General features: G+C 75.3%; 15 protein-coding genes. 11 read left to right on the top strand and 4 right to left on the bottom strand.

Annotated elements, in window-relative coordinates; all coding sequences use genetic code 11:
• The first annotated feature begins 11 nt into the window (after positions 1-11).
• A complete protein-coding gene (locus CMN_RS02145) occupies positions 12-2,186 on the top strand; it encodes a RecQ family ATP-dependent DNA helicase (protein ID WP_015489220.1) in 2,175 nt (724 codons plus the stop codon).
• A 15-nt stretch (positions 2,187-2,201) separates the two neighbouring features.
• Here CMN_RS02145 and CMN_RS02150 read toward each other — a convergent pair whose 3' ends face one another.
• Complete coding sequence (locus CMN_RS02150; RefSeq protein ID WP_015489221.1) at positions 2,202-3,197, bottom strand: DNA-methyltransferase; 996 nt, start codon at positions 3,195-3,197, stop codon at positions 2,202-2,204.
• 212 nt (positions 3,198-3,409) lie between these two features.
• Between CMN_RS02150 and CMN_RS02155 the strand changes: the two genes are divergently transcribed.
• Positions 3,410-4,309 carry a DUF4190 domain-containing protein gene (locus tag CMN_RS02155; RefSeq protein ID WP_015489222.1) on the top strand — a complete coding sequence of 300 codons (900 nt, stop codon included), beginning with the start codon at positions 3,410-3,412 and terminating at the stop codon, positions 4,307-4,309.
• A gap of 74 nt (positions 4,310-4,383) precedes the next feature.
• Positions 4,384-5,616 (top strand): kynureninase, encoded by a 1,233-nt coding sequence (locus CMN_RS02160; protein ID WP_015489223.1) that lies wholly within the window; start codon positions 4,384-4,386, stop codon positions 5,614-5,616.
• Between the two features lie 36 nt (positions 5,617-5,652).
• Here the strand turns inward: CMN_RS02160 and CMN_RS02165 are convergent, their stop codons facing one another.
• Positions 5,653-6,747 carry a Gfo/Idh/MocA family protein gene (locus CMN_RS02165; RefSeq protein ID WP_015489224.1) on the bottom strand — a complete coding sequence of 365 codons (1,095 nt, stop codon included), beginning with the start codon at positions 6,745-6,747 and terminating at the stop codon, positions 5,653-5,655.
• 176 nt (positions 6,748-6,923) lie between these two features.
• On the opposite strand from CMN_RS02165, the gene CMN_RS02170 reads away from it, so the two are divergent.
• The 8 genes from CMN_RS02170 (at position 6,924) to CMN_RS02205 (ending at position 15,752) form a co-directional block, all read left to right on the top strand.
• Positions 6,924-9,152, top strand: a complete 2,229-nt coding sequence (locus CMN_RS02170; protein ID WP_015489225.1) for a glycosyltransferase — start codon at positions 6,924-6,926, stop codon at positions 9,150-9,152.
• The gene (locus tag CMN_RS02175; protein ID WP_015489226.1) at positions 9,149-10,474 is read left to right on the top strand and encodes a nucleotide disphospho-sugar-binding domain-containing protein; all 1,326 of its coding nucleotides are present in this window, start codon (positions 9,149-9,151) and stop codon (positions 10,472-10,474) included. The genes CMN_RS02170 and CMN_RS02175 overlap by 4 nt, the downstream gene beginning before the upstream one ends.
• 117 nt (positions 10,475-10,591) lie before the next feature.
• Positions 10,592-10,765, top strand: a complete 174-nt coding sequence (locus tag CMN_RS15075; protein WP_015489227.1) for a hypothetical protein — start codon at positions 10,592-10,594, stop codon at positions 10,763-10,765.
• A gap of 65 nt (positions 10,766-10,830) precedes the next feature.
• Positions 10,831-12,513 (top strand): circularly permuted type 2 ATP-grasp protein, encoded by a 1,683-nt coding sequence (locus tag CMN_RS02185; RefSeq protein ID WP_015489228.1) that lies wholly within the window; start codon positions 10,831-10,833, stop codon positions 12,511-12,513.
• A 5-nt stretch (positions 12,514-12,518) separates the two neighbouring features.
• Positions 12,519-13,448 carry an alpha-E domain-containing protein gene (locus CMN_RS02190; RefSeq protein ID WP_041465411.1) on the top strand — a complete coding sequence of 310 codons (930 nt, stop codon included), beginning with the start codon at positions 12,519-12,521 and terminating at the stop codon, positions 13,446-13,448.
• Positions 13,445-14,290 carry a transglutaminase family protein gene (locus CMN_RS02195; RefSeq protein WP_015489230.1) on the top strand — a complete coding sequence of 282 codons (846 nt, stop codon included), beginning with the start codon at positions 13,445-13,447 and terminating at the stop codon, positions 14,288-14,290. The genes CMN_RS02190 and CMN_RS02195 overlap by 4 nt, the downstream gene beginning before the upstream one ends.
• Before the next feature lie 38 nt (positions 14,291-14,328).
• A complete protein-coding gene (locus CMN_RS02200; RefSeq protein ID WP_015489231.1) occupies positions 14,329-15,255 on the top strand; it encodes an alpha/beta fold hydrolase in 927 nt (308 codons plus the stop codon).
• The gene (locus CMN_RS02205) at positions 15,252-15,752 is read left to right on the top strand and encodes a GNAT family N-acetyltransferase (protein WP_015489232.1); all 501 of its coding nucleotides are present in this window, start codon (positions 15,252-15,254) and stop codon (positions 15,750-15,752) included. The genes CMN_RS02200 and CMN_RS02205 overlap by 4 nt, the downstream gene beginning before the upstream one ends.
• 61 nt (positions 15,753-15,813) lie before the next feature.
• On the opposite strand, the gene CMN_RS02210 is transcribed toward CMN_RS02205, so the two are convergent.
• Together CMN_RS02210 and CMN_RS02215 are read right to left on the bottom strand one after the other, a co-directional pair.
• Positions 15,814-18,606: a hypothetical protein gene (locus tag CMN_RS02210; RefSeq protein WP_041465214.1), complete on the bottom strand. Its 2,793-nt coding sequence runs from the start codon at positions 18,604-18,606 to the stop codon at positions 15,814-15,816.
• Positions 18,603-20,444, bottom strand: coding sequence for a S53 family peptidase (locus CMN_RS02215; protein ID WP_041465413.1), 1,842 nt, complete (start codon positions 20,442-20,444; stop codon positions 18,603-18,605). The genes CMN_RS02210 and CMN_RS02215 overlap by 4 nt, the downstream gene beginning before the upstream one ends.
• Positions 20,445-20,663: the final 219 nt, after the last annotated feature.

Here is a 20,663-nt window from a genome sequence, read left to right on the forward strand (position 1 = left end):
AGCATGGCCGCATGCCCGACACCGCCACGCCGCCCTCCTCCGCCGCGACCTCCGACCTCCGGTCCGCCGCCCGCGAGCACCTCTCGCGGCTCGTCGGCGTCGCGGGCGCCGACTTCCACGAGGGGCAGTTCGAGGCCATCGAGGCGCTCGTGCAGGATCGCTCGCGCGCCCTCGTCGTGCAGCGCACCGGGTGGGGCAAGTCGGCCGTCTACTTCGTCGCCACCCTGCTCCTCCGCCAGCAGGGCCTCGGTCCTACGCTCCTCGTGTCGCCGCTCCTCGCGCTCATGCGCGACCAGGTCGCCGCGGCCCGTCGCGCCGGCGTGCGCGCGGTCGCCATGAACTCCAGCAACGCCCACGAGTGGGACGACCTGCTGCGCGCGCTCGACGCCGACGAGGTCGACCTCCTCCTCGTCTCGCCCGAGCGGCTCAACAACCCGCGGTTCCGCGACGAGCAGCTGCCCGCGCTCCGCGCCCGGCTCGGCCTCCTCGTGGTGGACGAGGCGCACTGCATCTCCGACTGGGGCCACGACTTCCGGCCCGACTACCGGCGCCTGCGCGACCTCATCTCCTCGGTCGACGAGCGGGTGCCCGTGCTCGCCACCACCGCCACGGCGAACTCGCGCGTGGTGGCCGACGTGGAGGAGCAGCTGAGCGTCGGATCCACCGGGGGCGGCGCCGTCGAGACGGAGCGCGTGCCCGTGGTCACCATCCGCGGGCCGCTCGCCCGGCGCTCGCTGCGGCTCGGCGTGCTGCGCCTCGAGAACAGCAGGGACCGGCTCGGCTGGCTCCTCAGCCACCTCGACGAGCTGCCCGGCAGCGGCATCATCTACGCCCTCACCGTGTCCGCCGCGCAGGACACCGCGCGGCTGCTGCGCGACGCGGGTCACGCCGTGAAGGCGTACACGGGGCGCGACGACCCAGCCGATCGCGAGCAGGCCGAGGGCGAGCTGCAGCGCAACGAGGTCAAGGCGCTCGTCGCCACGAGCGCGCTCGGCATGGGCTTCGACAAGCCCGACCTCGGGTTCGTGGTGCACCTCGGGGCGCCGTCCTCGCCCGTGTCCTACTACCAGCAGGTGGGGCGCGCGGGTCGCGGATCCGCCGACGCGGAGGTGCTGCTCCTGCCCGGCCGCGAGGATCCGGACATCTGGCAGTACTTCGCCACCGCGTCGATGCCGGACGAGCAGCAGGCGGCCTCCGTCATCCAGGCGCTCGGCGAGAGCGACCGGCCGCTGTCCGTGCCCGCGCTCGAGTCGCGGGTGTCGCTCTCGCGCAGCCGGCTCGACCTCCTGCTCAAGGTGCTCGACGTCGACGGGGCCGTCCGTCGGGACACCTCGGGCTGGTCGGCCACGGGCGTCCCGTGGGTCTACGACCGCGCACGCTACGAGCAGGTCGCCGCGGCGCGCGTGCGCGAGCAGCAGGCGATGCTCGACTACGAGACCACGCTCGGCTGCCGCATGGAGTTCCTCCAGCGCCAGCTCGACGACGACACGGCGGCGCCCTGCGGGCGCTGCGACCGGTGCGCGGGCGCGTGGTACCCGTCGTCGCTGGATCAGCAGGCGTCGGCCACCGCCTCGCAGGCGCTCGACAAGGTCGGGCTGCCCGTCGAACCGCGGCTGCGCTGGCCCACGGGCGCATCGAGCGTCGGCGTGCCGCTGAGCGGAGCGATCGCGGCGGGCGAGCAGGTGGACGAGGGCCGCGCCCTCGCGCGCCTCACCGATCTCGGCTGGGGCGGGCGCCTCCGCACGGTCTTCGCGGCCGGCGCCGAGGACGCGCCGGTCGACGACGCGCTCGTCGCCGCCTGCGTGCGGGTGCTCGCCGAGTGGGGCTGGGCGGAGCGCCCGCGCGCCGTCGTGCACGTGCCGTCGGCGAGCCGGCCTCAGCTCGTCGGGAGCCTGGCCCAGCGCATCGCCGAGGTCGGGCGGCTGCCGTTCCTCGGGTCGCTCGACCTCGTGGATCCGGGGGCGCCCGGTGCCGCGCGCGGCAACAGCGTCTACCGGCTGGGGCGCGTGCACCCGCGGTTCCAGGTGCCGGCGCACCTCGCGGACGACCTCGCGGCGGATCCGCGTCCCGTGCTCCTCGTGGACGACCTGGTCGACACGCGCTGGACGCTCACGGTCGCCGGCCGCCTGCTGCGGAAGGCGGGCGCCACGCGCGTGCTGCCGTTCGCGCTCGCGCAGCAGGGGTAGGGCAGCGGGCGGGGGTCAGCCGGCGACCGGATCCGTCTCCGGCTCGACGAAGACCGTGCCGCCGTCCGCGAGCCGGGCGCGCATCACCTCGAGTGCCTGCGGGTTCTCGTCCACGAGCACGAAGCGGCGGCCGAGCTCGCGGGCCGCGGCGCCCGTGGTGCCGGAGCCGGCGAAGAAGTCGAGCACCCAGTCGCCGGGCCGGCTCGACGCCTGCACGATGCGGCGCAGCACGCCCAGCGGCTTCTGGGTGGCGTAGCCCGTCTTCTCGCGGCCGGTGGGGGAGACGATCGTATGCCACCAGACGTCCGTCGGGAGCTTGCCCCGCTCCCGCTTCTCCGGGGTGACGAGACCGGGCGCCATGTAGGGCTCGCGGTCCACGCCCTCGGAGTCGAAGCGGTAGCGGATCGGGTCCTTCACGTAGACGAGGATCGTGTCGTGCTTCGCCGGCCAGCGGCGGCGCGACTTCGCGCCGTAGTCGTAGGCCCACACGATCTCGTTGAGGAACGAGCGGCGGCCGAAGAGCGCGTCGAGCACGACCTTCGCGTAGTGCACCTCGCGGTAGTCGAGGTGCAGGTAGAGGGTGCCCGTGGGATCCAGGAGCCGCCAGGCCTCGATGAGGCGGGGCTCGAGGAAGTCCCAGTAGTCGGCGAACGAGTCGTCGAACCCGTAGAGCATGCCCTTCACGGAGTCGTAGCTGCGGCCGTGGAACCCGAGGCGCGCGCCGGGCGGACGGACCGGCTCGGGGGTGGCGGTGCTCGCGGGGGCGAGGGCGGGCGGTGTCGCGTCGATCCTGGCGGCCTCGGTCTCGGTGGCCTCGGCCTCGTCCTCGGGCTCGGGGTCCGGCGTGCGCGTCACCGTGAGGTTCTGCCGCTCCTGCGTGCGGCCGGTGTTGAACGGCGGATCCAGGTAGATGAGCTGGAACGCGCCGTCGGGGAGCGCGCGCACGGCCTCGAGGTTCTCGGCGTGGATCACGAGGTCGGGACCGTCGGGGGTCCACGCGGGCAGGGGCACGCCCCGAGGTTAACGGACCCGCGGATCGTGACGGGCAGCCGGAAGGGCCATCGAACACGCCGACGGGGGCGATGCCCCTCAGGCGTCTTCGCGACGCTGCGGTGCCGGCAGACCGTCCACCAGCCGTGGGGCGCGTGCCCGGTGGCCCCAGTTCGCGGTGCAGGAGGCCCTTTCGGCGCACTCCGCCCCCGTCGCTCTAGTAAGAAGTGGCCATGACCGACGCACGAGACCCGAACCCGACTCCCGAACAGCACTCCTACCCCGCGCCCCCTCCCGCCCCTGAGGGCGGGTACGCGACTCCCTACGCCCCGGCCGCTCCGGCCGGCCCCTCCGGCGGGAAGGGCCTCGCCATCGCGTCCCTCGTCGTCGCGATCATCGCCTTCCTGGGCGCCTTCATCCCGTTCCTCAACTACGTGGTCTTCATCCCCGCGATCGTCGCCATCGTCCTCGCCATCGTGGCGCTGGCACGGCACAAGGCCGGGAAGCCGCTCGCTCTGGGAGGGCTCATCGTGGGCGTCCTGGCGCTCGTCCTCAGCATCATCCTCGCCGTCGTCTACACGCTCGGCTTCGCGGCCGCGGTCTCGGAGAGCCTCCCCCGGAGCGAGGGCGGCTCGGGGACCTCTGCCGCACCGCTGGACGAGACCGAGGAGGAGGCCGGCCCGGCCATCGGCACCCGAGAGAACCCCGCTCCCATCGGCACGGTCGTGACGGGCCTCTCGGGCGGATCCCCGGAGTGGGAGGTCACGCTCGGTGCCCCCGTCCTCGATGCCAACGCGGCGGTCACGGCCGAGAACATGTTCAACGACCCCGCTCCCGCGGGCACGCAGTACGCCATGGTGCCCGTCACGGTGAAGTACGTGGGTGCCGAGTCCGGCAGCCCGATGTTCGAGGTCGGCGTCGAGTACGTCTCCGCGGCAGGCACGACGCACACCACGTCCGACTCCTTCGCCGTCGCCCCCGAGCCGCAGTTCAACTCGATCAACGAGCTGTTCCCCGGGGCTTCGGGGACGGGCAACGTCGTCATCGCCATCCCGAGCGCGGATGCGGCAGCGGGGACCTGGGCCGTCCGGCCCGGCATCCTCGCCGACCCGTACTACTTCGCCGCCCAGTAGCGACGGAGTCCATGAGCCGTGGCCCCTTCGGGTGCCACGGCTCACGTCGTCTCCCCGGCTCGTAGGCTGCGGAGGTGACACCCGACGCGCCCGCCGCCCGCCCGATCCCGTCCGCCGCCGACCTCGACGCCCGCGACCCGCTCGCCCGCTTCCGCGACCTGTTCGTCGAGGCCGACGACGTGGTCGCGTACCTCGACGGCAACTCGCTCGGGCGGCCGACGCGCGCGAGCGTCGACCGCATGGCATCGTTCGTGCGGGAGCGGTGGGGCGGCCGCCTCATCCGCGGCTGGGACGAGGACTGGCTCGAGATGCCGACGCGCATCGGCGACGACCTCGGCCGCGTCGCGTACGGGGCCGCGCCCGGCCAGACATTCGTCGGCGACTCGACCACCGTGATCCTCTACAAGCTCGTCCGCGCCGCCGTCCGCGCCCGGCCCGGCCGCGACGAGCTCGTGATCGACACCGACAACTTCCCGACCGACCGCTTCGTGCTCGAGGGCGTCGCGGAGGAGTGCGGCATGACCATCCGGTGGATCGACGTGTCGCCCGACGCCGGGGTCACGCCGGAGCTGGTCGCCGAGGCGGTGGGGGAGCGGACCGCGCTCGTCGTGCTCAGCCAGGTCGCGTACCGCTCGGGGTTCCTCGCGGACGTGCCGCGGACCACGCGCATCGTGCACGACGCCGGCGCGCTCGTGCTCTGGGACACCTGCCACTCCGTCGGTGTGATCCCCACCGAGCTCGACGCGTGGGGCGTCGACCTCGCGGTCGGCTGCAGCTACAAGTACCTCGACGGCGGCCCCGGCGCGCCCGCGCACGGCTACGTGCGGAGCGAGCTGCAGGCCGAGCTGCGCCAGCCGATCCAGGGGTGGATGGGCGCGCGCGACGTGTTCGCGATGGGGCCTGTGTACGAGCCGGCCGACGGGATCCGCCGCTTCCTCAGCGGCACGCCGCCCATCGTCGGCATGCTCGCGATGCAGGACATGATCGCGCTCATCGAGGAGGCGGGCATGCCCGCGATCCGCGCCAAGTCGCTCGGCCTCACGGGCTTCGCGCTGGATCTCGTCGACCGCGACCTCGTGCCGCTCGGCGCCCGCGTCGCCAGCCCGCGCGAGGAGGAGCGCCGCGGCAGCCACGTGAGCGTCGACCACCCGCGCTTCCGAGAGACCGTGGGCGCGCTGTGGGCCGAGGGCGTGATCCCCGACTTCCGCGCGCCGTCGGGCCTGCGGCTCGGGCTCAGCCCGCTGACGACCTCGTTCCGCGAGGTGGAGGTCGGCGTCGAGGCGATCCGGCGGCACCTGGCGGGCTGAGGCGACCCGCCGACCCCGCGCCGGCGGGGGAGCGCGTCAGTCGGCCCAGGCGCGCCGCGTGCTGCGGACGGCCTTCCCGCTGGTCGCGGCCTCGTGCATGAGGAGCGCGAGGTGGTGGTCCTGCGACGCCTCGGCGAGCGAGTTCGTGGACGGCCCGCCGGCCGCGTGCGCGTGCATCTCGACGAGGCACTGCGCGGTCGCGATCTCGTCGTCCGCGAGGCGGCCGGGCGCGAACGGGTTCACGTAGACCCACTCGGAGCCGAGCAGCAGCCCGCGGAGGTGCTGGCCCTCGAGGTTGCCGCCCTGCCCGGTCTCGACGCGCGTGATGTCCGCCCAGGTGGGCGTCGTGCTGTCGAGCAGCCAGGCCACGTGCTCGTCGGCGATCTCGCCGCGCTCGCCGCGGACGAGGAGCCGGTTGCGGCGGATCCAGGAGAAGTACTGCTGGTCCGCGAAGTCGTAGACGCCGAGACGGTCGCCGAAGTCGAAGCGCGCGGTGGTCTGCACGGCCGTCACGACCTCCTCGCGCACGGGATCGCCGTCGCGGTCCGGCCCGGCGACCAGCGGCGAGGAGAAGCGGGAGGCCGTGATGGTCGCGTCCTCGAAGCCGATGCCGAGGGCCCGGCGCATCACGCGGACGCCGTGGTAGTCGTGGCATTGCGCGACCTGGGCCTGGCTGATCCGCCCGAGCCGGCCCGACACGGCGATCGCGAGCTGCGCGGCGAGCAGCGGCGAGAGCGGGTACTGCTCGGCCACCTCGATCCGCGCGCCCTGCTTCACGAGCGCGTCGAGCCGCTCGAGGTCCTCCACGGTCTCGCCGGGCGGCGTCTCGGTGAGCATGGCGACCCCGCGGTCGACGAGGTCGGCGATCACGTCGGGCGCGGCGGTCCGCGGCACCGACACGACCACGAAGGACGGCGCCTCCGCGGCGAGCAGCTCGGCCGGCGTGCGGAAGGTGCGGATCCCCCACTCCTCCTCGAGCGCGCGGCCCGTCTCGGCGCTGCGGGTCACGAGCCCGGTGACCGCGAAGCGGTCCGGCAGGGCGCGCGCGATGCGGAGGAAGAAGGCGCTGCGCCAGCCGCTCCCCACGATGCCGAAGCGGATCTGCGGGGCGGGCAGCGCGGGGCGGGGCATGGCCGCCAGCGTACGCGCGGGGTCGCGCGCGACCGCTCGTGACGATTCGCCGGGGATCTCGCAGTCGGTTGAGGAATACCCGCGAGCACTGCGAGGCTGTCCCGGGAGCGAACGCCCCCGCGTGAGGCGCGTCACGGCTCCATCCGAGGAGTAGAGACCCGAGAAGGGGCACGAGCATGGGGATCCAGACGAGCCTCGACCAGGTCGCGCAGGCCGCGCGCATCCTCGACGTGATGCAGGAGGCCGACGAGCTCACGGTCGCCGCCAGCCGCGACGGCGGCGGTCGCGCGGTGCGGCTCCTCGCCCGCGCCGCCGCGGATCCCGCCGACCAGCTCACGGCCGTCGCCGCCATCCACGCGCTCGCCCAGGTCTTCGACGAGGCCGCCGACCTCGCGCTCGTCGCGCTCCTCGACCACGACGTCCGGTGGATCCGCGAGCACGCCGTCTGGGCCTTCGGCACCCGGCTGCCGCGCTTCGACGCGGTGTCGGGCCTGGTCTCGATGGTCGTCGAGGGCGGCTTCCCCGGCATGCTCGCGCAGCGCACGCTGCAGCAGTGGGCCGGGTCGACGCCCGACCACGTCGCGCTGGCGCTCGAGAACGCGCTGCTCGGCGTGCGCGGCGACGACGCCCGCTCGCGCCTCGTCGAGACCGTCGGCCTCGTGCCCGGGCGGATCCCCGAGCGCGTCCTCCTCCGCATCGCCCCCTCCGCCGCCGAGGGTCCGCTCACCCGGTCCGCCGCGGTCGCCGCGCTCGGCGACCGGCCCGCGGGCGAGGCGATCGCCGCCCTCGTGGCCGACATCGCGCGCGGCGACGACGAGGTGGCCGCGGTCGCGCGCCTGGCGGTGCTCGACATCGCGCGCCAGCACGGCGACCACCCGACGGCACCCGAGCGGCCCGGCCTCACGGTCGTCCAGCTCTTCCTGCACGCCGACATCGACGCCGGCCTCACGCACGTGGGCGCGGGCGACAACGGCGGCATCGCGACGCTGCTCGTGCGGCTGGGCGACGCGCTGGTCGCGCCCGCGGCAGCCTCCGCCGCGGGAGCGCACGCGGAGGCGCCGGACGCCGCCGCCGACCGCCCGGTCGACCGCGTCATCACCCTCTCCCGCGGCACGCCCGACCAGGCCCTCGGCTCTCTCGCCCGCGTCACCGCCGGCGACGACGGCCACGTCTTCGCCCACATGCCGATGCTCGGCGGCCCGCGCTCGCTGCCCGAGGCGTGGCCGCACCGCGTCGAGGCCGAGCGGGGGATCCGCCGCGTGCTCCGCGCCGCCGGCCGCGTCGACGCCGTGCACCTCCGCATGGCCGACGTCGGCACGCTCGCCGCCTCCACGGTCGCGCGCGAGCTCGGCATCCCGGTCGTCTTCACGGTCGCGCCGGATCCGCACGGCGTGGTCGACGCGCTCGACCGCTCCGGCGCCCTCACGCGCGACGGCTTCGGCGCGGTCGACGCGCGCGAGCACTACTGGTTCCGCGTGCGCCTCGTGCAGCGCCTCGCCGCCGACGCCGCGCACACCGTCCTCTTCCCGCGCCCCGAGCTGAAGCGCGACATGCGCCGGCTCGTCGGCATCGACGTCGACGCCCACCCCGAGCGCCACAGCGTCGTCGCCGAGGGCATCGACGTCGACGCCATCGAGCGCTCCCGCGACGACGCCATGCTCGGCGCCGACGCGGACGGCGCGCCCGCCCGCGCCTTCGTCGAGCTCGATCGCCTGCTCGCCGACCTCCCCGCCGAGCGCCGCGGCCTCCCGCTCGTCATCTCGGTCGGCCGCCTCGCCCGCGTCAAGGGCATGGCGTCGCTCGCGCACGTGTGGGCGGCGGATCCCGCGCTCCGCTCCCGCGCCAACCTCCTCGTCGTGGGCGGCGACCTCGACGCGCCGAGCCCGGAGGAGCGCGAGCAGCTCGCGCGGATCCTCGACGCGGTCCCCGGCGCGGACGGCCCCGCCGGCGCCGCCCGCCACGGCCTGCTCCTCGCCGGCCACCGCGGCAACGACACCGTCACGCGCTGGCTCGCCGCCGTCCGCTACGGCCGCCCCGGCCTCACCGCGCCCGGCGGCGCGTACGCGTGCGCCAGCATCAAGGAGGAGTTCGGCGTCGCGCTCCTCGAGGCGATGGCGATGGGCCTGCCCGTCGTCGCGCCCGCGTCGGGAGGCCCCGCGACCTACGTCGAGGACGGCGTCACCGGCCTGCTCGTCGACACGGCGGATCCCGCGGAGCTCGCCACCGGGATCGCCCGTGCGCTCGACATCGCGGCCGGCCCCGGCGCGGACGCCGCCGCCGACCGCGCGCGCGACATGGTCGCCCGCACCTTCACCATCCAGGCCATGGCGGGCACCCTGTCCCGCGTCTACCGCGACGTCGCCGCAGCCGACGACCGAACCCTCTGGGAGCTCAGCGCCTCATGACCCTGCTCGTCATCAGCCCGGACTACGCCTCCCACCTCTTCCCCCTCATCACCCTCGCGTCGGCCTGGCAGCAGGCCGGCGAGCGCGTGGTCGTGGCGACCGGATCCGCGACGGCCGGCATCGTCGAGGCCTCCGGCTTCGAGCGCGTGGACCTCCTGCTCGGCCGCGGATCCAACCCCGGCACCATCAAGGCCGAGGACCAGCCGACCGGCGAGGACGACGCCCTCCGCGGCTTCTTCGCCGCCACCCGCCGCGGCATGGTCGAGACGCTCCGCTTCCAGGCCGAGGCCCGCAGCGACGACCTGCTGTGGGAGCCGGTGGAGACCGCGCGCGCTGTGCAGCGGATCCTCGACGAGGTGCGCCCCGACCAGGTGATCGTCGACCACCTCGCCTTCAGCGCCCGCCTCGCGCTCCTCGCCTCGGGCACGCGCCACGCCGACGTCGTGCTCGGCCACCCGAGCGCGCTGCCCGTGGGCGACGAGGTCTACGGCTTCCCGCCCGCCTGGCCCGCCGCCTTCGAGCCCGAGGAGGAGGACCTCGACGAGCTGCACGTGCTGTGCGAGCGCGTGCGCGACCGCTTCACCGCGCAGTGGAACGACGCCCTCGCGATCCTCGCGCCGTCCATGCGCCCGAGCCGCGACGCGTTCGCGGAGGCCGGCGACGTGCTCCTGCTCAACTACCCCGAGGAGCTGCACGACCCGGACCGCTCCGAGCTCCTGCCGCCGCACGCCTTCATCGGCTCCGCGGTCCGCCGCGAGGCGCCCGAGGCGGAGGTGCAGGACTGGATCGACCAGGGCGGCGACCCCATCGTCTACGTGTCGCTCGGCAGCTTCCTCTCCGTGCGCGACGACGTGCTCGCCCGCATCGCGGCGGCCCTCCGCGACCTCGACGTGCGCGTGGCGCTCGCGACCGGATCCACCGACCGGGCCGCGCTCGGCGAGATCCCGTCCGACTGGCTCGTGCGCCCCTTCCTGCCGCAGGTGACGCTGCTCGGTCACGCCGACCTCGCCGTCACGCACGGCGGCAACAACTCCGTCACCGAGGCGGCGACCGCGGGCGTCCCGATGCTCGTGCTGCCGCTCTCGACCGACCAGTTCGCGGGCGCGGCGGCCCTCGAGGACGCGGGCCTCGGGATCGCGCTGGCGCCGAACGTCGCGACCGTCACCGAGCTGCGGCAGGCGGCCAAGGCGCTGCTGAACCCGTCGGGCGGGCAGCGGGCAATGCTCGACGCCATCGCGGGCTCGCTCTCGCGGTCGCCCGGACCGCAGCGCGCGTACCAGGCGCTGGCCGGCGGGATCCGCCCGGAGCAGGCCGCGCGCTGAGCCGTGCGACCGCGCGGGCGACGACCGCGCCGCGATCTCGTAGACTCGTCGGTGACCGCGTCACGCGCCTGCGCGCGCCGGTCGCCCCCAGTCTCGTCAACGGATCCAGGTGCCCTCGTGAACATCGTCGCTTTCATCATCGCGTTCGCCCTCTTCCTCGGCGGCATGGCGCTGTTCGCGTTCGCGTTCTACATCGAGGGCTTCGAGCTGCTGAGCTTCTTCGGCGGCATCCTGCTCGTCGCGGCGTCCATCGCCATCCCGGCCCACATCCTCAAGCGCACCGACGCCTGACCGCCTCCCGCGGGCCCGCCCGCCACGGAAACACCCCCGACACACGCCCCCGTTAGGCTCCGGCCATGGGTGATCTGTTCGAGGGATACGGCACGCTCGCGGCCGCACGCCGCGCCTCCGGCGGCGCGATGCCGTTCGACGAGATGTTCCGGGATCCGCCGGCCGACGGCGATCCGGCGGTCGCCCGGGCGGCCTACCGCGAGATCCACGCGGCGCTCTCCCGCATGACCAAGGAGGAGCTGAAGGACCGCACCGACGCGCTCGCCACCAGCTACCTCGCCCAGGGCGTCACCTTCGACTTCGCGGGCGAGGAGCGGCCGTTCCCGCTCGACGCCGTGCCGCGCGTCATCGAGCAGGCCGAGTGGAGCCGGCTCGAGAAGGGCGTCGCCCAGCGCGTCCGGGCGCTCGAGGCGTTCCTCGCCGACGTGTACGGACCGCAGCGCGCCATCCGCGACGGCGTGATCCCCGCCCGCCTCATCAGCTCGTCCAGCCACTTCCACCGCCAGGCCGCCGGCATCGACCCGGCCAACGGCGTCCGCATCCAGGTCTCCGGCATCGACCTCGTGCGCGACGAGGCCGGCGAGATGCGCGTGCTCGAGGACAACGTGCGGGTGCCGTCGGGCGTCAGCTACGTCATCTCCAACCGCCGCGTCATGGCGCAGACCCTGCCCGAGCTCTTCGTCTCGATGCGGGTCCGCCCCGTCGGCGACTACCCGAACAAGCTCCTGCAGGCCCTCCGCGCGAGCGCGCCCGACGGCGTCGAGGACCCGAACGTGGTCGTGCTCACGCCCGGCGTCTACAACAGCGCCTACTTCGAGCACACGCTGCTGGCGCGGCTCATGGGCGTCGAGCTCGTCGAGGGCCGCGACCTGTTCTGCTCCGGCGGCCGCGTGTGGATGCGCACCACGGGCGGCCCCATGCGGGTCGACGTCATCTACCGCCGCGTCGACGACGAGTTCCTGGATCCGCTGCAGTTCCGCGCCGACTCCATGCTGGGCTCGCCCGGCCTCATGCTCGCCGCGCGCCTCGGCAACGTCACCATCGCGAACGCGGTCGGCAACGGCGTCGCCGACGACAAGCTCGTCTACACGTACCTGCCCGACCTCATCCGCTACTACCTGGCCGAGGACGCGATCATCCCGAACGTCGACACCTGGCGCCTCGAGGAGCCCGACTCGCTCGAGGAGGTGCTCGACCGGCTGCCGGAGCTCGTCGTGAAGCCCGTCGACGGATCCGGCGGCAAGGGCCTCGTGGTCGGCCCCGCCGCCAGCGCGGGCGAGCTCGCGGAGCTCCGCGCGCGGCTCCTCAAGGACCCGCGCGGCTGGATCGCCCAGCCCGTGGTGCAGCTCTCCACCATCCCCACGCTCGTGGAGGACGGCATGCGCCCGCGGCACGCCGACCTCCGCCCGTTCGCGGTCAACGACGGCCGCGACATCTGGGTGCTCCCCGGCGGCCTCACGCGCGTCGCGCTCCCCGAGGGCCAGCTCGTGGTCAACAGCAGCCAGGGCGGCGGATCCAAGGACACCTGGGTCGTCGGCGACTCCGGCTTCCCCGCGGCCACGCGCGAGCGCAGCGTGCAGACGCTCGTGGCCGACCAGGCGGCCGTGACCACGTCGATCCCGATCATCCAGAACGGGGAGAAGGCGCCCGACCAGTCGCCGCACGACGCCCCGCGCAACCGCGACCAGCACGAGCAGCAGCAGCAGGCCGCCGCCGCGCCCGCCACCACCGCAGAGGGGGACCGCTGATGCCCATGCTGTCGCGCATCGCCGAGTCGCTCTTCTGGATCGGCCGCTACATCGAGCGGTCGGACGGCACCGCCCGCATCCTCGACGTGCACCTGCAGCTGCTGCTCGAGGATCCGTGGATCGACGAGGACACCGCCTGCCGCTCCCTCCTCAGCGTGATGGGCAGCGACGTGCCCTCCGAGGACGTGCTCGGCCGCGACGACGTGCTCGCGCTCCTCGCCGTGGACCGCACGCAGCCCGCCTCCATCGCCTACTCGCTCGGCGCCGCGCGCGAGAACGCCCGCCGCGCCCGCGAGATCGTCTCGAGCGAGCTGTGGGAGTGCCTCAACACGACGCGCGCCCGCATGCCGCGCAAGATCGCCAACGACCGCGTGCACGAGTTCTTCGGCTGGGTGCGCGAGCGCTCGGCCCTCGCGGTCGGGCTCGTCGAGTCGGGCACGAGCCGCGACGAGGCGTGGCAGTTCTTCACGCTCGGCCGCTCCATCGAGCGCGCCGACATGACGGCCCGGCTCCTCGCGACGCGCGCGCTCACCGAGGCGAGCGGCCCGTCGTGGACCACGATCCTCCGCTCCTGCGGCGCCTACGAGGCGTACCTCCGCACCTACCGCGGCGTGCCGAGCGCGCGCAACGCGGCCGAGTTCCTGCTGCTCGACCGGCTGTTCCCCCGGTCGATCACGCACTCGATCCGCCGGGCCGAGCAGTGCCTGCACGACATCGAGCCGCGCACCGACCGCCTCGGGGTCTCCGACCAGGCGCAGCGGCTGCTCGGGCAGATCCGGAGCGAGCTGGAGTACCGGCCCATCGCCGAGATCCTCGACGACCTCCCGCGCTTCATGGACGCCGTGCAGGAGGCGACATCCGCCACCTCCGAGGCCGTCCGCCAGCGCTACTTCCCCACCAACGCGGCACCCAGCTGGGTCGGAGAGAACTCGTGAACCGCCTGCGCATCACCCACCGGACCGGCTTCCACTACGAGGGCGAGGTGACCGCGTCGTACAACGAGGCGCGTATGCTGCCCGTCTCGAGCGAGAACCAGTTCGTCCTGTACTCGAACCTCGACATCCAGCCGAAGCCGGGGCACCACACCTACGTCGACTACTTCGGCACGCGCGTCTCGTCCTTCGAGATCCTGAGCCCCCACCGCTCGCTCGAGCTCACGGCCACGAGCCTCGTAGAGGTGCGGCCGCGCGCGCACGAGCCGCACCAGCTCGGCTGGGACGACCTCGCGGTCGACGTGCAGCGCGCCACCGAGCACGTCGAGCAGGTCGCGCAGACCGCGCGCACCGAGCCGCACGAGGAGGTCCGCGCGCTCGCGGAGGAGATCGCGGGCGGCGCGGGGACACCGTGCGAGGCCGCTGCGGCGATCGCGCGCGCGATCGGCGAGAGGGTCGAGTACATGGCCGGCGTCACGAGCGTGCAGTCGACCGCGCGCGAGGCGTGGGAGCAGGGGCGCGGCGTCTGCCAGGACATCACGCACATCGTCATCGGCGCGCTCCGGCACGTCGGGATACCCGCGCGCTACGTCAGCGGGTACCTGCACCCGAAGCCGAACGCGGCCGTCGGCGAGACCGTCACGGGCGAGTCGCACGCGTGGGTCGAGTGGTTCTGCGGCGAGTGGCGCGGCTGGGATCCCACGAACCTCATCGACATCGGCGACCGGCACGTGCTCGTCGGCCGGGGCCGCGACTACCGCGACGTCGCGCCGCTGCGCGGCATCTACGCGGGGCCGTTCCGCTCGAAGCTGTTCGTGCGGGTCGAGATCACGCGCGAGTCCTGACCCTCGGCGGCCGGGGCGGGGCCGCCTAGTCTGGATCCATGCCCGACGACGAGCGCTCCACCGGCGGAGCCGACCACCGCACCATCGTGGACGCGGAGGCCGTCACCCTCCACTACTACGTGTGGGAGGCCGAGCGCCCGCGGGCCGTCGTGCACATCGCGCACGGCGTCGGCGAGCACGCGCTGCGCTACATCCGGCTCGCGCGGGAGCTCAACGCCGCGGGATACACGGTCGCGGCCGACGACCACCGCGGGCACGGCGCCACCGGCCTCGGCCACCTCGGCATCGGCGTGCTGGGGCCCCGGCGTCACCTGGCGGCGCTCGACGGGATCCAGCTGGTGAGCGAGCAGCTGCGGCGCGAGCACCCCCACCTCCCGCTCGTGCTCCTCGGCCACAGCTGGGGCGCGCTCCTCGCGCAGCGCATCGTCGCGCGCGCGGCGCACCTCTACGCGGGGCTCGTGCTGAGCGGCGCTTCGCTCGCCATGCCCGGCGTGGTCAACACGGGCGACCTCAACAAGCGCTGGCGGCACCCGGCCGCGTCCGGCTTCGAGTGGCTGTCGCGGGATCCGGAGGCGCAGCGGGCGTTCGGCGCCGACGACCGGAACTTCGACGTGAACGCGCTCAAGCCGTACCGGATGCGCGACTCCGTGCAGATCATGGGCCGACCTCCCCGGAAGCTCGCGACCGACCTGCCCGTGCTCATCCAGGGCGGCGAGGAGGACTCGCTCGGCGGCCGCCGCGGCATGCAGCTGCTCGCCCGCGACTACAGCAGGCGCTCGCGCCTCAGCGACGTGATGCTCATCGTGTACCCGGGCGCGCGCCACGAGATCTACAACGAGACGAACCGCGACGAGGTGGTGGCGGATCTCCGCAGCTGGCTGGGGTCGCGCGCGGTCGCCGCCGAGCCGTCCGCCGCCGAGCCGGCCGCGGCCGAGCCGTCCGCGGCCGAGCCGTCCGCGGGATGACCGGGGCGCTCCCGGAGGCGACGCTGCGCCCGGCGCGTGCCGACGACCTGCCGTTCCTCGAGGACATGCTGCTGGCGTCGATGGACTGGCGCGACGACGGGTCCATGACGCGCGAGCGCATGCTGGCCACCCCGGAGCTCGCGCACTACGTCTCGGGCTGGCCGCGCGCGGGCGACGTGGGCGTGGTCGCGGAGGTCGACGGGGATCCGGTCGGCGCCGCGCGGGCGCGCCTCTACGCGGAGGACGACCGCGGCTACGGGTTCGTCGCGGCCGACATCCCCGAGCTCGGCATGGCGCTCGTGCCGTCGGCCCGCGGGCGGGGTCTCGGGCGGGCGCTGCTCGTGGCGCTCGTCGACGCGGTCCGCGCCGCGGGCGCCCCCGCCGTGAGCCTCAGCGTGGAGGACGGCAACGACCGCGCCCGCGCGCTCTACGAGTCCCTCGGCTTCGTGGACGTCGGGCGCGAGGGCGGATCGGACGTGCTGCTGCTGCGCTGGTGACGCACGCCGCCCTCCGGCCCGCGGGTGCGGGTCGGAGGGCGGCGAGAGGCGCGGCGCCGGGTCAGGCGCGCACGGGGCGGCCCGGGCGCGCGCGTCGGCGGCGTCGGGCCTCGAGCGCGGCCGCGGATCCGACGACCAGCAGCAGCGCCGCGAGGGCGAGCGCCCACGCGGGGGGGGACCCCGTGCGCGGCAGCGACCCGCGCGGGCTCGCGCCGGAGGTGCCCACGGGGTTCGACCCGTCCGCCGACAGCGCGCCGGGCGCGAGCGCGCCGGTGCCGGCGACGGCCGCTCCGCCGGACGACGTGCCGGGAGCGGGGGTGGTGCCCGGGTCCGTCCCGGACGCGGATCCGCCCGACGGGTCGACCTCCACCGCGGCCGTGGTGACCACTCCGGCTGCCACGTCCGCGCCGAGCCCGGAGGCGTCGACGAGGTGCAGGCCCGTCACGGTGCGCGCGGCGGACGCGGTGACGTCCTCCGCGAGCAGCACCGATCCGCCGTCGGGCAGCGCGAACCGCGTGCCCGGGGCGATGTCGCCGGCCGCGAGCGCCTGCCCGGCGATGAGGCCGCCGTCGCTCGAGACGCGCGCCGTGCCGCCGTCGACCGCGACGCGCAGGCCGCGGATCTCGACGGCGGCGCGGGTGCCCGGGTAGAGGTCCACCTCGTCGAGGGCGGCGCTGCCGGATCCGCGGGCGGACGCGAGTCGGATCCCGGTCGCGCGGATCTGCCCGGCCGCGCCGTCCCCGGCGGTCCCGTCCCCGGCGGTCCCGCCGGCGTCGGTCGCGGCGTCGGAGGCCGCCAGCGCGTCGGGGGCGGTCTCCGCCGCCGCACCGCCCGCCGCGTCATCCGGCCGCGCAACGGGCGTCGCCGCCACGGCGCTCGGCCCGGTCGCCCGGATCCCGTACGCCGACCAGCCGGTGGGCGCGGTGTCCGGCACGATCACGCCGGGCGTCGGCGACGGATCCGGCGTCGGCGTGGTCCCGCTGCCCGCCGCCACGGTCACGACGCCCAGCCGCACCTCGGGGTGCCGACCGGTGAGGTCGCGGTAGTGCAGCGCCGTGAGCGTCACCGTCCCGTCCGCGGCGACCGACCGCTCGCCGAACCGCACCTCGACGCGCGGGGTGCCCTGCTCGTCGACGCCCGTGTAGAGATCGGTCGTCGTGTCGATCCAGACCCCGTTCACGAAGACCGCGTTCCCCGGATCCGCGAATGACACGGTCATGGCGCCCGCGGCGGAGACGGCCGCGTGCAGCCCGTTCACGCGCAGGGCCGGCCAGCGGTAGTCGGCGAGCGGATCCGTGGAGGCATCCGGCACCTGCCGGAACCCGCCCACGTCGACCGTCGCGGTGCCCGCGGCATCGCCCGTGCCGAGGTCGACGGCGACGGCCGACGCGGTGTCGGGATCCGTCCCCGTGCCGGTCACGGCGTCGGCCGACGCGTGCGGCGCGGCGGCGGTCGCGGCCGGCTGCGGCGCGACGAGCACCGTGCCGTCCGGCGCGGTGACGCCCACGCCGTACGCGCCCACGACCTGCCCGGCGGCGGGTGGCACGACGACCGTGCCGAGGCGCACGTCCGGGTGCGCGCCCGTGAGGTCGCGGTAGTGCACGGCGGTGACCGTGACCGTGCCGTCTGCCGCCGTCTCGTGCTCGCCGAACGCCACGGTGACCCGGGGCGCGCCCTTCTCGTCGACCCCCGTGTAGAGGTCGGTGGTGGTGTCGATCCAGCGGCCGTCGACGAAGACGGCGCTGCCCGGATCCTGGAACTCGGTCGAGACGACGCCCGCGGGCGTGACCGTGGCGGTGAGCCCGTAGACGCGGAACGCCGTCCAGCGGTACTCGGCGAGCGGGTCGGCCGGGGAGCCCGGCAGCTGCTCGAACGAGCCGACGCCGATCGTGGTGGTGCCGTCCACGCCGGTCTCGACGCGCACGGAGGTCGCGTGGTCCGCCGATCCGTCCGAGGCCGCGAGGGCATCCGCGGTGGCCGACCGGTCGAGGCCCTCGACGCGCGGCTGCCCGTCGATCACCCGCGTGCCGTCGGGAGCCGTGACGGTGACGCCGGTCGCGACTCGGCCGGCGGCGGGAGCGGGAGCCGGCGTGGGATCCGGCGCGGGGGTGGGGTCGGGCGCGGGCGTCGGATCCGGGTCGGGCGCCGGCGTCGGCGAGGTCGTCGGCGTCGGGACCGGCACGGCGGCGGCCGCCGCGCACGTCACGGATCCGGCGCGCACGCGCCAGATCTCCGAGGCCCCGGCCTCCGCCTCCAGGTCGATGCCGATGGTGGTGGCGGATCCGTCGTCGCCCGCGGTCGTGGCGCCCACGATGACGCGGGTCGCGCCGTAGACCGACTCCGGCAGGTCGCGCGACCAGCCGGGCGTCGCATCGGCGTCCGCGGTCACGTCCTCGCCGCCGATCGTCAGCCGGTCGAGGTGCACGGCGGGCGTGCCGCCGGGCGTGCACGACACGGTGAGGCCGGAGAAGACGATCGCGGGCCGGTCGCGGAGCGTGAGCTCGCCGCTCGCGATGGTGCTGGACGCGCCCGTCGGGCCGGCCGTGGAGCGGAGCCCGGTCGTGCGCGTCGTGTTGAGCTTCATCACGTCGCCGGTGGACGCGGCCTCCCGCGTCACCGCCTGGCCCGCCGACCACTCGGCCAGCGGCGTCGGCGCCGTGAGGGTGTCGCCGTCGATGTCGATGATCTCCACGCCCGAGGCGCGCGCGAGCACGGCGTCGGTCGCGTGCGCCGCGAGGGGCGCGAGGCCGCCGAGGGCGAGGAGCGCCGCGAGGGCCGCCGCGCCGGTGACGCCGACGGCGCCGACGAGACGAAACGAGGAGCGCGACGAGGATCCGCGCGTCACCCGCCTCATCGTCCCGCCTCCGCGCCGAGGCCGTCGATGAACGCGCGGCCCGCGGGCACGCCGGCCCCGGTCACGTCGTCCCAGCCGGGGGCGGAGCGCAGCCCCTGCCTCCCGGTGTCCCACATGAAGAGCGTCTCGGGCCACAGCGCTCCCGCCGACGGTCCCGTCGGGGACCACGTGGCGGCAGACGCGGGCTGCACGTCGCGCAGCGCGCCCGTGCCCATCAGCGCGTAGAGCGCGGGGCTCGCGAGGCCGAAGCGCCGGCCGGTGACGGCCTTGGAGATCGCGACCATGGAGGCGACCATCGGCGTCGCGAGGCTCGTGCCGCCGTGCGCCGCGTACTCGGTGCGGCCCTTGTGCGGGCCGTAGGTGATGAAGCCCGTGTTCGGATCCCCCAGCGAGGCCACGTCCGGCAGCAGCCGTCCCGTGCCCGCGACGGCGAGCCGGTCGGCCTGCCAGGTCGGCCGCGCGTACTCGGCGGACTGGCCGCCGCCCGCGCCGAACGCGAAGCCCGGCGGGATCAGGGCGCCGTTGCGGGCGAAGCGCGTCTCCGTCTCCCAACCCGCCTCGACCGCGATCGAGCCGTCCTCCGCGAGGCCCGTGCTCGTCGCGCCGACCGCGGTGACGTACGGGCTCGACGCGGGCGATGCCACGGTGGCGTTCCCGCCGTGGTCGCCGACGCCGCTGTAGTCGCCGTCGTTGCCGGTGGATGCGAAGACCGACACGTCGCGCGACGCCGCCTCCACGAGCACGCGGTTGAGGAGCTCGCGGTCGTCCGCGGTGTCGAGGCCCTCCATCGCGCCGAAGGAGAGGCTGATCACGTCGGGCCCGTCCTCGGCGGCGTCGAGGATCCGCGTGTAGAGGCTCGTGCTCGTGCAGTCGTCGGCGCCCCAGTAGGAGACGGCCGCGTCGGGCGCCATCGCGTGGACGGCCTGCACGTCGAGGTGCTGCTCGTCGGTCCAGGCCGTGGGTCCGCCGCATATCCCGGTGCGCGGCGAGGCGGACGGGTGGTCGCGGTACTGGCCGGCCGTGAAGGCGGGTTCGCCGACCGCGCGGGAGTAGGTGTCGGTGTCGGCCTGGGTGTCCGGGTCGTCGTAGGCGGCGACGATGGCGATCGTCGCGCCGGCGCCGCGGTCCTCGGCGGGGACGTCGTCCACGCGCCGCAGCTGCGCCGGGCCGTAGCCGCACAGCGAGTTCGAGCGGTGCGCCACGTCGACGGAGGCGGGCCACGCGTCCGTGAGGCGCTGGCCCCACCAGGCGGCGCACGTGCCGTCGTCGGCGGAGGACGCGGGGGATCCGCCGGACGCCTGCCCGGGGATCGGCGCGGGGACGGGGGTCGCGGCCGCGGACGCCGCCGAGCCGTCGTCGGCCGCCGCGTCCGTCGGCATCAGCACGTCGCCCTGCACGGTGCCGGCGACGCCGCGCACGGCGTCGAGGACCGCGGGGACGGCGAGGGTCCGCTCCGGGGCGATGACCTCGCGGCCGTCGACGCGGAACCGGGCGAACCCGGTGTCGAAGGCGCGCGACGCGAGCGCCAGCGTGCCGGAGACGGGCAGCGCCCCGACCTCCTGGCGCGCGTCGCCCACGTCGAGGCCGCGGTCGCGCAGCCACGCGGCCACGGCGGGCGCGGCGTCGGGGCGGGCGGGATCCAGCAGCACCGTGAACGCGATCGTCGCGTCCGCGGGCGCGTCCCCCAGGCGGACGGCGGGGGAGGCGACGGGCCAGGCGGGCGCCGACCCGCCGAGCGCGCGGAGGCCGGAGGCGGCGCGCGCGGCGGCCGATCCGGCGTCGGCGGACGCGGATCCGGTGCTGGTCAGCGCGCTGGCGACGAGCGCTGCGGCAGCCACGAGGGCGACGGTCCCCGTGCCGAGGGCGACGGTGCGCGCGCGACGCGAGAGCGGGCGCCGGGCGAGGGCGCGGGTCCGGCCCTCCGTCGGCGGGCCTCCGGCGGGCCCGCGGGCCTCGACGGGTGGGAGGGATGAGGGGCGAGTGGGCATGCGGGATCCAGCTTCGATTTCAGAGGGTATGCGCGATGGCGCGTGCGGATGATATCCCTGAATGAGAAC

The organism is Clavibacter nebraskensis NCPPB 2581, assembly GCF_000355695.1.
In the GTDB taxonomy this organism is placed as follows: domain Bacteria; phylum Actinomycetota; class Actinomycetes; order Actinomycetales; family Microbacteriaceae; genus Clavibacter; species Clavibacter nebraskensis.